The organism is Clostridium sp. YIM B02506, from assembly GCF_022324845.1.
Classification (GTDB): domain Bacteria; phylum Bacillota; class Clostridia; order Clostridiales; family Clostridiaceae; genus Clostridium_T; species Clostridium_T intestinale.
The window spans coordinates 19,994-34,085 of sequence record NZ_JAKGTG010000028.1 but is presented as its reverse complement, the minus strand read 5'-3'; the positions used below and the strand labels follow the sequence as shown (position 1 = coordinate 34,085).

Annotated in this window: 13 protein-coding genes; 3 read left to right on the top strand and 10 right to left on the bottom strand. The window is 28.8% G+C overall.

The features are described from left to right. Positions 1-250: 250 nt before the first annotated feature. The gene (locus L1S49_RS17905; RefSeq protein WP_238906767.1) at positions 251-1,159 is read right to left on the bottom strand and encodes a GH25 family lysozyme; all 909 of its coding nucleotides are present in this window, start codon (positions 1,157-1,159) and stop codon (positions 251-253) included. 479 nt (positions 1,160-1,638) lie between these two features. Here L1S49_RS17905 and L1S49_RS17900 point away from each other — a divergent pair, with 479 nt between their 5' ends. Beyond that, entirely contained in the window at positions 1,639-2,478 is an 840-nt protein-coding gene (locus tag L1S49_RS17900; RefSeq protein ID WP_238906766.1) for a class I SAM-dependent methyltransferase, read from the top strand. Between the two features lie 81 nt (positions 2,479-2,559). On the opposite strand, the gene hcp is transcribed toward L1S49_RS17900, so the two are convergent. Both hcp and L1S49_RS17890 read right to left on the bottom strand, forming a co-directional pair. Then, entirely contained in the window at positions 2,560-4,263 is a 1,704-nt protein-coding gene (gene hcp / locus L1S49_RS17895; protein ID WP_238906765.1) for a hydroxylamine reductase, read from the bottom strand. 206 nt (positions 4,264-4,469) lie between these two features. Then, on the bottom strand, positions 4,470-4,811 hold the full coding sequence (locus L1S49_RS17890) for a zinc ribbon domain-containing protein YjdM (protein ID WP_021801947.1): 342 nt from the start codon (positions 4,809-4,811) through the stop codon (positions 4,470-4,472). Between the two features lie 173 nt (positions 4,812-4,984). On the opposite strand from L1S49_RS17890, the gene L1S49_RS17885 reads away from it, so the two are divergent. After that, positions 4,985-5,410 (top strand): flavin reductase family protein, encoded by a 426-nt coding sequence (locus tag L1S49_RS17885; RefSeq protein WP_238906764.1) that lies wholly within the window; start codon positions 4,985-4,987, stop codon positions 5,408-5,410. Positions 5,411-5,543: 133 nt separating this feature from the next. Here the strand turns inward: L1S49_RS17885 and L1S49_RS17880 are convergent, their stop codons facing one another. Continuing rightward, positions 5,544-6,446, bottom strand: a complete 903-nt coding sequence (locus tag L1S49_RS17880) for a LysR substrate-binding domain-containing protein (protein WP_238906763.1) — start codon at positions 6,444-6,446, stop codon at positions 5,544-5,546. A 140-nt stretch (positions 6,447-6,586) separates the two neighbouring features. Between L1S49_RS17880 and L1S49_RS17875 the strand changes: the two genes are divergently transcribed. Then, the gene (locus tag L1S49_RS17875) at positions 6,587-7,531 is read left to right on the top strand and encodes an AEC family transporter (RefSeq protein ID WP_238906762.1); all 945 of its coding nucleotides are present in this window, start codon (positions 6,587-6,589) and stop codon (positions 7,529-7,531) included. A 178-nt stretch (positions 7,532-7,709) separates the two neighbouring features. Here L1S49_RS17875 and L1S49_RS17870 read toward each other — a convergent pair whose 3' ends face one another. The 6 genes from L1S49_RS17870 to L1S49_RS17845 all read right to left on the bottom strand — a co-directional run bounded on the left by L1S49_RS17870 (position 7,710) and on the right by L1S49_RS17845 (position 13,988). Then, positions 7,710-8,270, bottom strand: coding sequence for a DJ-1/PfpI family protein (locus tag L1S49_RS17870; RefSeq protein WP_238906761.1), 561 nt, complete (start codon positions 8,268-8,270; stop codon positions 7,710-7,712). A gap of 19 nt (positions 8,271-8,289) precedes the next feature. Next, entirely contained in the window at positions 8,290-9,117 is an 828-nt protein-coding gene (locus L1S49_RS17865; RefSeq protein WP_238906760.1) for a DUF2785 domain-containing protein, read from the bottom strand. Between the two features lie 66 nt (positions 9,118-9,183). Continuing rightward, on the bottom strand, positions 9,184-10,107 hold the full coding sequence (locus L1S49_RS17860) for a YafY family protein (protein ID WP_238906759.1): 924 nt from the start codon (positions 10,105-10,107) through the stop codon (positions 9,184-9,186). A 134-nt stretch (positions 10,108-10,241) separates the two neighbouring features. Further along, positions 10,242-10,988 (bottom strand): ABC transporter ATP-binding protein, encoded by a 747-nt coding sequence (locus tag L1S49_RS17855; RefSeq protein ID WP_238906758.1) that lies wholly within the window; start codon positions 10,986-10,988, stop codon positions 10,242-10,244. 18 nt (positions 10,989-11,006) lie between these two features. Further along, entirely contained in the window at positions 11,007-13,310 is a 2,304-nt protein-coding gene (locus tag L1S49_RS17850; RefSeq protein WP_238906757.1) for an ABC transporter permease, read from the bottom strand. 51 nt (positions 13,311-13,361) lie between these two features. Further along, positions 13,362-13,988 carry a TetR/AcrR family transcriptional regulator gene (locus L1S49_RS17845; protein WP_238906756.1) on the bottom strand — a complete coding sequence of 209 codons (627 nt, stop codon included), beginning with the start codon at positions 13,986-13,988 and terminating at the stop codon, positions 13,362-13,364. Between the last annotated feature and the right edge of the window lie 104 nt (positions 13,989-14,092).

Below are 14,092 nucleotides of genomic sequence, written 5' to 3'. Positions count from 1 at the left end.
AACATCCTATCTATTGTGCTAGTTAATGGATAGGATGTTTTTAATTTAAAAATAATATCGAAACTTGTAACAAGTAATTTTAATTAAGCATATGATATATTAATTGAGGATTAGATTATTTTCCAAAGTTTTCACCTCCTTGAAGGCTTTTGTTAAATCTAAAAAAATATTGCTCCTGCATCATTTAAGATGTAGGAGCTTTTTTATTTTTTAGGAAATTATACGGCTCATAATCGCCTTGGCGACTTTTTTAGAGTCCTAAAAGTTTTCTCCAAGTATTCTGTCCAACTATTCCATCAGCTGATAATCCCTGTGCTTTCTGAAAGTTTATAACTGCTTGTTTAGTATTTACCCCAAAGATACCATCAGGAGTTGTACCAACTTTTTCTTGAATCCACTTAGTTATATTACCTTGAGCTCCTTGTTTGATTAGTGGAGCAGCAGCTAAAGTCTTAGGGCCAGCTATTCCATCTACTACTAATCCAGAATTAAACTGTATATTAAATTCTTTTTGTAGTTCTCGAATAATATTATTCCCACTATTTGATTCTTGTCTTGGTGGTTCTACTGGAGTTTGCTGATTGTTTATAAATATTCCTTCTGTAAAATTGTTTAAATCAACATTCCCATTGATACCTGATACTCTTCCGTTTGAGGTATATTGATGACCTACTACATTATAGAAGCCAGTTGCCATTGGAGCACTAACTCCATAATGAGCTATCCATGCTTTATATCTTTTGATTCTGCTATCTAAATTATCTCGTCCAAAATACCCACCAGTATATATTATACAATCCAAACCTGACAACTCTTTGAACTTAGCTAAAAATTCTAAACACCTATCAGTTATTTGTGATGCATTTCTATTCTGAGAATTATTTTCTATATCCAAAACTGGAATTATTTCATAACTTTTATTTTTTATAGCATTATAAAATTCTACAGCTTGTTCAGAAGGTGAGGTTTTTTCACTCATAAAGTGATAAAATCCTACTGGGAAACCAGCATTTTTTGCTCCTTGATAATGTGATTCTAGCTTGGGATCTATAAATGAAACTCCTTCTGTAGCCTTTATTATTACAACTTGTACTGCATTTTTTAGTGCATTAAAATCTACATTCACTTGGTAGTTTGATATATCTATTCCTTTTAACATTATACACTCCTCCTTTTATCATTTTTTATTATTCAACATTAAACTATATGTTTTAAGTTTTAAATTGTTCCATAATGATAGTAATTAAAAACACTAATTTCCCTGGAAATATTTAACATATATAATTCTATAAAAACTTTGTAATTGATAAAATGACTTTAGTCTATTCTGCTGAAAAGGCTAAAAAAAGGCAGAAGATATATCTTCTGCCTTCAAGAAGGAATTTTGGTGTTTGTAATGAGAAATTTCAATTTAAATATATATGATATACATAATCTAATCAATAATTAGCTCACTAAAGTAATTATTACGTGCATCGAAACTAAAGAATTCAATGATAATACATGTAATATATGTTATAATTATCCTACACTGAAATATAAAGAAATTTAAGTATTTAGGAGGTGGTTGTATGAGTGAAAGTGACATATGTGGCATTATAGATATTTTATTATTAAATTTTAAAAGGAGATGTTTTCATGAGTTACAACCCCGAAATACCGAAAAATCATTATGATAGTTATGGTGATAAAGAGTGGACTAGACTTGAAAGAGATGCTCAGGGTGAACTATTATATCATGTTCACTTAGATATTCTTGAGAGATATATAAAATCATCTGATTGTGTATTTGAAATTGGAGCAGGTTCCGGTAGATATACGAAGGATATTGTAAATATGTGCAAAGAACTTACAGTTGCAGACATATCATCTCATCAAATTGAGTTTAATAAAGAAAAGATGAAAGAACTATCAGTATATAGTCGTATTAAAGACTTTCTAGTACTAGATGTAGTTGATATGCAAAATCTTGGAGATGAATCATTTGATTGTGTAGTTTGCATAGGTGGTGTTATTAACTATCTATTTGAAAAAGAACTAAATGGAATAGAAGAGATGCTTAGAGTGCTAAGACCAGGAGGAAAACTGATTATTGGAGCTATGAGCTTTATAGGTGCATCATTAATGTACTTAGATGGAATTCATTATGAGAAAAACTTGTTTGGAATTAAAGCGACTAAGTGGTTGTTTGATACAGGAATTCAAGATGAAGAACACTATCCAATCCAAAGTAAGCACTATGTCCATATGATGAGAAGCTCCGAAATTGATGCTCTTCTTTCCAAATTTCCTGTTAAGATAATAGAAAAAAGTTCAGCAGGTTTGTTTTCTCAATCAGGAAGTGACGCTTTAGAAAATGTAAGAAAAGATCAGGAGCTTTGGGAACTTATTATAAAACAAGAAATTGAATTTACAAAACTCCCAGGAACTCTTGATTGTGGAATGAATATTATCTATGTAGTAGAGAAATCAAAATAAATTTGTGTTTTAAAAGATATACACTGTAATTAAAAATAAAGAAAGCTGGACAATCGTCCAGCTTTCTTTATTTTTTGATTATTATGATTCCATGAACATTTTCATGTCATCTTCAACATTAGTTATTCCACCGATACCAAAGTTTTCTACTAATACTTTTGCAACATTTGGTGAAAGGAATGCAGGAAGTGTTGGCCCTAAATGAATATTTTTAACACCTAAGTGTAGTAATGATAATAATACTATTACAGCTTTTTGTTCATACCAAGCTATGTTATAAGATATAGGTAATTCATTTACACTTTTTAATCCAAAAACTTCTTGAAGTTTTAGAGCAATTACAACTAAAGAATATGAATCATTACATTGTCCAGCGTCTAACACTCTTGGAATTCCGCCAATATCCCCTAGGTTTAATTTGTTGTACTTATATTTTGCACAACCAGCAGTTAAAATAACTGTATCTTTAGGTAATTTTTCAGCAAATTCTGTATAGTAGTTTCTAGATTTAGCTCTTCCATCACAACCAGCCATAACAAAGAATCTTTTTATAGCTCCAGTTTTAACAGCATCTACAACCTTGTCTGCAAGTGCTAAAACTTGATTGTGAGCAAATCCGCCAACTATTTGTCCCTTTTCTATTTCCGTTGGAGCTTTACATTTTTTAGCCATTTCAATAACTTTAGAAAAATCTTTAGTTCCATCAGATTTAGCTTCTATATGTGCACATCCTGGCATTCCAGTAGCACCAGTTGTAAATAATCTATCTTTATAAGAAGCTTTAGGTATAACTATACAGTTAGTTGTCATTAGAATTACTCCATTAAACTTCTCAAACTCTTCTTTTTGTTTCCACCAAGCATTACCATAATTGCCTGCGAAGTGACTATATTTTTTGAATTTTGGATAGTATTGTCCAGCAAGCATTTCTCCATGAGTATATACATCTACTCCTGTTTCTTCTGTTTGCTCAAGTAGCATTTCTAAATCTCTTAAATCATGTCCAGATATTAATATTCCAGGATTTGCTCTAACGCCTATATCAACAGTTGTTATTTCAGGGTGTCCATAAGTTTCAGTATTAGCTTGATCAAGTAGTGCCATACCATCTACTCCGAATTTACCTGCTTCTAATGCAAGTCCAACTAAATCATCTACAGTTAAGCTATCGTCTATTGTAGAAGCTAGTGCTTTAGCCATAAATGCATGAACTTCTTCGTTATTATATTTTAAGTTCATAGCATGCTTCATGTAAGCCGATAATCCTTTTAATCCATAAGTTATAAGTTCTCTTAAACTTCTTATATCCTCATTTTCAGTTGAAAGAACTCCAACAGTTTCAGCCTTTGCATCAAATGCTATTGTATTATCAGCAGTCCAAGAAGCTGCATCTGGCATAATTACTTCTGTAGTTTGCATTCCAAATATCTTCTTGAAGAATCCACCAGTTACTCTTACCTCTCCAACTTGTCCGCCTGAGTTTACAACTTTAAGTTTTAAAATTTCTCTTAATCTTAGCGTTTCTTTTACTCTATCTAATATAGAATCTCTATCAAAATTAGCATTTGTAATTGTTGTAAATAAGTTTTCAGTAATATATTTATCAACAACGCTATCTATAACTCCAACTTTTCTTCCTTCATGGCTAACTATAGCTAGTCCTTTAGTTACATATATTAATAAATCTTGAGCCTTTGCTACGTGTTCGTCTTTACCACAAACCCCTACCTTAGTACAGCCAGTACATCCTGCTGTTTCTTGACATTGATAACAAAACATTGACATATTATGTCCTCCTATTGGTCTATTTAATATTTATTATTTTTATTTATGATTCCTTGACTTCAACGAATTAAAGTTTACTATATTACTCATATTTAATGCTGTAACATAAGTTACAATCAAATTTTTTTTTATAAATAAGTTTATCAATATCAATTTACATAAAATAAGAGTTAGGAAAATTTACATTCCTAACTCTTATTTTTTATCTATATTTTTTTAACAAATTCAGATTTTAATTTCATAGCTCCAAAGCCATTAATTTTACAATCTATGTTATGGTCGCCTTCAACCAAACGTATTCCTTTAACTTTTGTTCCTTGCTTTAATGGCGTTGAACTTCCTTTTACTTTAAGATCCTTAATTATAGTAACAGAATCACCATCATTTAAAATATTTCCATTTGAATCTTTTACAATTATAGCATCTACATTTTCATTACTTGTGGAATCTAAAGTCCATTCATTTGCACATTCTGGACAAATAAAAACATCTCCGTCCTCGTAAGTATATTCTGAATTACACTTTGGACAATTTGGTAAACTTGTCATAAATATATTTCCTCCATTAGTAAAGTTTATTTTTCAATAAGTTATAGTATCATAATTGTGGTACTTTTACAAACTTAATCAAAGATAACAAGTGAATATATTGTTTATTTTTCCATATTACTTGATATAATTAAAGTATAAATTTAAATAAAACATTATAAGGAGATTTTGAAATGAAACTTAGTGCATTTAACTATGGAGCTAATGCCGTTTGCTTCATAAAAAATGAAAAGAAATACGGTATGATATGCGCTTGGGCAATGCAAGCTGACTATGATAAAATTCTATTAATGCTTGGAGCTCAAAGTATAACAGGTAAAAATATTGCTAAAGGTGATATTATAGGCGTTAATTCATTAAATGAACATCAACAAAATGTGGTTGATGCATTAGGATTTAGTCATTCTGATAATAACGATAAGTTTACTAATATAAAATATACCATTAATGATTCTGCTATTTTAATAGATGGGGCTAGTAATGAGATGATTATAGAAGTAACGGATGTATTACATCTAGAAGGTATTGAGGAAGATTATTTAGTTTATGGAGTTGTAAAATCCGTTGAAAGTAATGAAGTAAAAAAGTACACACTTTAGAAGTACCTTGAGCGCCCAAATATATGAATTCATAAAAGAAACTTTCATAGTAAAACTTCAAAATCCCTACTAAGATACAGGAGTAACCTGTATCTTAGTAGGGATTTTAGTTAGTAGATTCTCAAATGTTATTCTATAAATCAAATTTTACATTACAGGAATTATCATCTCTATATATAAAAGTTTCTAGGAAAGTCTTAATAACTAATGATAAATAGCGATTTTTTTTCCATACTATTGCAGTTCTTGTTAGTAAAGATTCATCATTAATTTTTTTGTAACTTAAATTTAAATTAGGAATAGAACCCAACCATCCCTCCGGAATAATAGCCACCCCCATACCTGTTTTAACCCATAAAAGTATAGATCTAGCATCATTAATTTTACATATTATTCTAGGCTTAAAACCAGCACTTTTACAAGATTCTAAAATATCTTTTTCATATCTAAAATTTATTAACAAAGGTTTATTCTTAAGGTCAATAATATCTATAAAATCTGTATCTTCACTCCAATACTTATCACCATAATAAACAGCTACCATGGGATCGCTAGATAAATATACTACCTCAAATTCGCTAGATTTCAGTGGCGTTCTTATTACCCCAATTTCTATTATTCCATTATTTAATAAATCTAATATCTCTTTGGTGGTGTTCTGCCTAATAATGAAATTTACATCTGGATATTTCTTATGAAACTCATTAACTTTATTTAGCACAAATGAATCAGCTTCTGCGGCTATAGTTCCAATTGAAATGACACCTTTAAAGCCTTCATTTATATCCTTTAATTCACTTATAGTGTTTTCAATAAATTCAATAACTTGTTCACTTCTCTCTCTTAAGAGGTTACCAGCTTCAGTTACTTGAAACTTTCTAGTTGTTCTCTCTATTAATTTAACATTTAGCTCTTCTTCAAGAAGTTTTAGTTGTAAACTTAAATACGGTTGAGCTATGTGTAATTTTTCAGCTGCTTTTGTAATATTCCCTTGTTTTATAATTTCAAGAAAATAAGTTAGTTGTTTTATATCCATAAATCCTCCATAAACTGATATTTATATATATTTCTTATATGTGTCATAGTAATTAACTATTTTTTGTATAAATTATTTTCTGATATGATTTTACTTGTGAGTAATATTACTAAAGATAGTAGTTTGAAAGGATGAGTAATTTGGTTGTTTTTAAATCATTACAAAGCGTATTAAGTATTATATCAATGTTATCAGTAGGATATTTTTTTAGCTATAAGAAATGGTTTGATAAGGAGACTTCAAAACTTTTTTCTAAGATGGTAATAAATATCTCAGTGCCTTGCTTTATGATTTCCAATTTATTGGGTGCATACACTAAAGAAAAACTTATTAAAATAGCATCTAGTATATTTATACCATTTACATCCATGATTGTTTGTTATATGTTAGGAGTTTTAATTGCAAGAATTATTAAGTTACCTTCAAATCGAAGGGGGATTTTTGCATCAACCTTATCTATATCAAATACTCTTTTTGTAGGATTACCCGTTAATACAGCATTATTTGGTGATAGTAGTATTCCTTTTGTCTTTATCTATTTTATAGCTAATATTACCTTGTTTTGGACTATTGGTGCTTATGGTATAGCGAATGACGGGATGAAGACAAAAGGTAGAATATTTGCAATTAAAAATCTCAAAAACCTTTTTTCACCGCCATTATGCGGTTTTATTATAGCTGTAGTTCTTATCTTTATGGAAATAAACTTACCTATATTTCTTATGGATACTTTTAAATACATGGGGAGCATGACCACTCCTTTATCAATGTTATATATAGGCATTATTATATTCAACATTGATTTTAAAGAAATAAAGTGGGATAAGTCTATGACAATTCTATTAATTGGTAGGTTTATATTTTCTCCACTATTAGTTTTCTTCTTATGCTCTTATTTATCTATACCAGAACTAATGAAAAAAGTTTTTATAATTCAGTCAGCTATGCCAGCAATGTCAATTACTTCTGTTCTTGCTGAATCTAGTGGTGCAGATCATAAGTTTGCTGTAATAGTTACTACTATTACTACCATAGCTACCCTGCTTTTTATCCCAATTTATATATTAATACTAAGCACCCTTTAAAAATAAAATTACCTGTAAGAAAGACAAGTATCTACTTGTTCAGTCTTACAGGATATAATCATTTTATATCTATGATTAAATTATACTAACCTTTTTTCTCTGATTCTATTGATTTCCCAATTTAGGAAATTTATTTATTGTAAATGTTTTAAACAATTTGTTTTGCAGGTATTAAATGCTATTTAATATTTTTATACCAGTTATATGATTTTTGGATTTCATCTTCATTTTTATAAATATTCATAATATCAGCTAGTTTAAAAGCAAATTCTATAAACGCCTGTCCTGTTGAAGTGATTATGTTCCCATCTACAACGATATCTTCATTAAGTATTATTGAGTTTTTAAAAAACTGTATATAGTCAGCATCAATTTTTAATCCATCACTATCTCCAGTACATTTTTTATAGTCTAATAAACCATAGGCTGCCATTAATTCCGTTCCACCACAAATACCTGCAATAATCTTATTATTTTCATCTAAAGATTTAATAAAATCCTTAAGTTGAGAATTATCATAAAGATATGAGGGATTACCTCCAGGTATTATAAATAAGTCTATATCATTAGGATTAAGTTCATTAATCATTTTATCAGGTAGAAATCTTTGTTTTTCTTCACTGATATATACTTTATTCTCTATAGCAACTGTAACTAAGTTTTGAGAGGAAAACTCAGCAGCTACGTGTACAACTTCAAATTCACAAAAACCATCATAATAAAAAATACATACATTCATTTTATAATCTTAACTCCTTTTAATTATAGGTTTTTAGTGTAGCAATTATTTCATTAGCAACAAAATATAAACTTTCTTCTTCTAATATTCTAAAGTATAAACTCCGTAAAAAAGATTTTATATTTACTTTCATGTGAAATTTTTCTATATAAGTTATATCCCTACAATGAATCGTAAAAGTTTGTAGCCAGTCTAGGATTTCAGAAGAATCAAGTTTTTTACTTTTAAATATACTTTCAACTACAGATACCATTCTTTCACTCTCTTCATCTATATAAACATAGTTAGTTATATAGACTTTAGCCTTAATAGAATGTAGTATTTCAATCAAATCATTTTTATTAAAAATACTACATTTTGAAAGCTCGTCTAAAGCATCAGCGCAATGAGCAACTGAGTGAGCCCAGCCTTTTATTTCAATATAGCCTCTTAAATCACTTTCTTTGATCATATACTTTATAAGTCGTATTTTGGTATAATATAGATTTTCATTTGTTAGAAAAGGTGATTTTCTATGTTCATGTAGAATAAGTGCCACTACTAGTACTGAAAATGATCTTTTAAAGATACTATCTTCATTAATTTCACCTAATTTATAGAATAGGTGATCATCATCCAAACTAATATCTAATAAATATTTAAGTTCCTTAAAATCAAAAATTCCATTAGAAATCCAGTGAAATAAGGTTCCGTAAATTAAATCATCCCTAAGAATTGAGTTGGTGGAGCCTATATTATCCATCATTTCTAAGGAATATATAAAATAGTTTTTATTATCTTCTAATATGTAATTGTTACGTTCTATATTACGTAACTTTTCTAATAGTTTATTTTCTGTATAGGGCATAAATATCTCCTCCAATTTCCCAGCACTTATCTGCTATTATAAATAATAATGACTGACACCTGTATGTCAGTCATTATATTTCGTATATATATTTTTTATATATATTTTCATTTCTTCTCTTAATTCTATTGGAGCTATAACTTCGCATTTATCTCCAAATCCTAAAATAAACTTTTTTAATCCATCGTCTTTTGGGAAATTATCTTTTACTACATAAAATTTATTTTCTACAACTTCGATTTTGTCTTTTGAAAAGTACTCACCTAATTGCTCTCCAATATCTGATAAAAATTTTAAAGTAACACTAATACTATTTTTTTCATAACCTTCACTAAGTTTACTTTTAATTTTCTCAATAGATATTAAGTCTTTTACGAAATTTTCACCTAATCTTAAATTACGTATTCTAACAAGCTTAAACTTTCTGTAGTCTTTTCTTATTCTACAATAGGCAATAATATACCAGTGGCCGTCAGAAAACTCTATTTGAAGTGGTTCAACTATTCGTTCTTCGTATTCCATATTCCTATTGATGTACAGAAATTCTAATAGTTTAGAATCTTTAATCCCTTTATTTATCAAAAATAAATATTCTTTCAATTCTTGTTCCATACTAAAATGAGACATATCTATACTAAGTTTGTCATAGCTGTACTCTTGTGAATTTTTTAGGGTTTCAAATTTAAGCGTTATATCATTAAATTCTTTATTATTTCCAAATAGTGTTTTTAAATTATCCATAACTGCAATAAGTGGTTCAATTTCTTTTTTATTAAAGAATATATCATTTAAATTATAGTTTTTCATAAGATAGTAACCGCCTCCAGTGCCCCCAGTAGATGCTATAGGAACTCCAGCCTCGCCTATCTTCTCTAAATCTCTATATATAGTTCTTAAGGAAACTTCAAAATGCTCTGCTAACTGTTTTCCAGTTACTAACCCTTTTTGAGAAAGTATTATTATAATTGATAACATTCTATCTGATCTCATAATATAAATAAATTAACTCCTATTATATAAATTTACCATTGTTTGAGGAATATATATAGTTATATAGATAGCTATATAACTATATATAGTGTTCATGCGGGTTCGGGGATTTTTTACGAAAAGGAATGCTTTATCTAGAAGCCATGTTTTTCTAACCATGCAGATAATTTTTTTTCACGAGCTGACGCTTCACTATCTTTATATTTAGTAAGCATAAGTTCATCATTAATGTTTCCATCTAGTAGATAAATAACTCTGCTTGCTCTTGAGGCAACTTTAGCATCATGAGTAACTAGGATTACTGTAGTACCTTCTTCATTAAAGCTGTTTATTATATTCATTACTTCTTTAGAAGTGCTGCTATTTAAAGCTCCAGTAGGTTCATCTCCAAATAAAATACAAGGATTATTAATAAGAGCCCGGCATATTGCTGCACGTTGAAGTTGACCTCCAGATACTTTTTTTATATCGTGAGCAGCAATATTTAATATCCCTGTTTTTTTCATTAATAGTTCCCCGCGACTATTGATTTCATCTCTTGATAAAAGTCCGGATTTAAATCCAGGAAGAATTATATTATCCCTAATGGATAGATTTTTTAAAAGATGAGAATGCTGAAAAATAAATCCCATTTCTTTTAATCTTACTTCACTGATTTTTTCTTCAGGAAGTTCTGAAATATCTCTATCATTAAGAAGTACTTTACCTGATGTTGGACGATCCATACCACTTATGTTATAAAGAAGTGTTGATTTACCAGAGCCTGACTGCCCCATAATTGCTATAAATGCTCCTTCTTCCACTTTAAAACTTATCTTATTTAAAATCTGTATATTATCAAAACTCTTACTTAAATTTTCTACATCCAAAATTGTTCTCAACTTATACCTCCAACTACTCTATTCTTTTACTATAGATGTGATTTCGAATTTTTTTGTTTTTCCCATTACTAGTGATATTACTATAAGTATAAGGATTATGAGTACTATAGGAAAAACTATATACTCAATTAAACTATTTGTTATAAGATTAATATTTTTAATTCCTATACCTGATATTGATAAAGCAGCATTCACTAAACTTTCACCAATTAAATTAGTTAAAAGTATCCCTAATATAATCCCAAGTATAGAAACTCCACCAACTTTAATCATGTATTGCTTTTTTATATCTCCTTCAGAAAATCCAATGGCTTTCAAAATTGATATTTCTGAAGAATCTTTTGCAAGACGAAGTTTTAAAAACAGTATTGTTATAAGCATTACTAAAGAAGTTCCTATAATTATTATAACTATAACAATAGTCTTAAGCTGTTTTGAAACTCCACCAAGGGTTTGATTAATAAATTCATCCATTGAGTCAACATTTACGCCTTCACCTAGAACTTCTCCCCACTTACTAGATTTATTTTTAACATCAGTTTTATCTTTAAGATTAACTGAAAAGGAGTATTTAGTTGAAGGAAGAGTAGGGAATTTATATTTAGACTTTGATGTATTTCCACCACTTGTAACATCTTGATAAACTCCTGAAATATTGAAAGTGTGCTCTTTTCCATCATATAAAATAGTTATGGTGTCACCAACAACCTTTTTTATTTCATTTGAGTTAATGTAGGAAATAGCGACTTCATTTTCCTCAGAAGGAGCGTTCCCAGTTAGATACTTAAGGCCATTTCCTGCATTGTCACCACTATCTATATCCATGTTTGTATACACATTATCTGCATTTAAAACTTTGACTCTTATGGTTTTATATTCATAGTAATTATTAATAGAAGGATCGTTAGTGAGAACTTTTTTTACATCAGAATACTTTGCTTCAAGTTTATCTCCATTTTCTATTTCAATAAGAATATCTTCTTGTGAACTTCCCATATATGTTATAAACTCTGGCGATTCAAAAGTTTTTAAAAGGTTCACTGGAACCATAATCATGACTATTGATATAGATACAACTGAAAGAACAATTAACCAACTTTTAAAGCCATAAAGAACTTCTCTTATTCCCATTAACCAATTAACAGAAAGTTTTTTTGACTTATATAATCCATCTTTTGTAGATTTTTTCTTTTTATCAAATACATTTCTATTTACAAGTGCATCAATTACAGTTATGTTTTTTATTTTCTTTAAGGTTTTTTTGCAATAGTGATTAATCAGAATGAAAACTATAAAATTAGCAACAAGTCCTAAAATAAGTGATAAAGGGTGAAGTTTCATATTCCCAAAAGTTGAACTAATATGTCCTGTAAATAAGCTACTACTTGTTAAAGCAATGACATATCCTAAAACTACGCCTAAGAGAGAAAGAACTTTATATTTATTGAAATAAATTCCTCTTATGTCTCTAAAATTTAGCCCTATAGCTTTCATCGTTCCAATCTCATTTATTTCTTCTTCTAGAGCAGTCATGATAGTAAATCTTATACAGATAAAAGCAACTAAAATTAAAAGAATACTTACAACAAAAAGTATAAACACTGTGACAATATCAGTTAAGGCACTCATAAGAAATATTATTGAATAGGTTACTAATTGGCCATTTTGTGGAAGTTCTGCATCTTGATAAAGTGTTTTGAAGGTTTCTCCATCATTTGAATTATCAAAATAGGCCTCAATAAGATATTCATTCTTTAAAAATCCATTAGAAAGAGCATCAAAATCTGTATCGCTTATTAGAATTCTAGTAGAAGAAGCCATAGATGAGTTCATCATAGAATCTAATATAAATTCCTTAATTACGAACTCTTTTTTAGTATTGTTGATATTTAAAATAAGATGATCACCAATTTCCATATGATACTGTTCCTTTAAAAGCATAGGAACTCCTACTTCCCCATCTTTAAGAACTACTTTTTTATGATTAGTATCGAGAAGGAGATCTCTATTACTATTCTGTTTTATAAGACTTATATCAAGTCTACAATCAGAGAGATTATAATTATAATCATTTCCTACTATATTTATATTTTCCCCATAAACAGTAAGCATATTAACTATCTGGCTATAAGTAACTAGTTTATTTTCGGACATAAACTTATTTATTTTTGCTTCATCAATATCTCCTTTATGCATTTGAAGAAAATGGGGAGGTGCGGCAACCTTATATAGGTCAGAAATTGAAGTGAATGTTTGTACTGCCATTAAAACTGACATAACTGCAAGCATTGATGAAAATATTATGAAGAAAAGTAATGCCATGTTAATAGCTTTATTTTTTATAAAATCATTTTTTATTATTGACTATCTCATCTAAAAACCCCTTTCTTTAAATAGTTTTATAAACGAATTTTCAGAAACATCAAGCATTTTTTCAAGAACTGAAATTAGTGCTTCCATTATTTTGTTTTGAGATTCTCCATCAAATTCAAAAATACCTTCATCAGTTAATGTAATGGAGGAGGCTAGAAAAATTTGCATATATTCTAAAGGGAATTTACACCTCCAAACTTTTCTATCGACACCTTCTTTAATAATTTTTACTAAGATTGGAGCTACATCTATAACAATTTGATTTAAAATCTTCTGATGTAATAAGGCATTTTCAGTTTTATGCATTTCATTTATCATTCCACTATCTAGCTGATCTATTATTCGCATAGACATAAAAGCTCCCATTAGTTTCTCTTCTAAAGTTATAACATCATTATTAGCTACTTCATTAACTTTAGTTATTACAACATCTTTATATCTAGAAACAATAGCATCAAGAACTTCTTCTTTGGATTTGAAGTAATGATAAAAAGTTCCTTTTGCAATTCCAACCTCTTTTAGAATGTCATTTATGGTACATTTATCATAACCCTTTATGTGAAACAACTTTTCAGCAATATCAAGTATTTCATTTCTTCTTTCATCATGTTCCTTAGTAATTCTCATAAATTTCACCTCATTCTATAACTAGACCGACCGTCGGTCTAGTTATAGAATAGTATATCATTTAGTTACTGTCAATATATTTTATTTATTGAATATAAAAATAA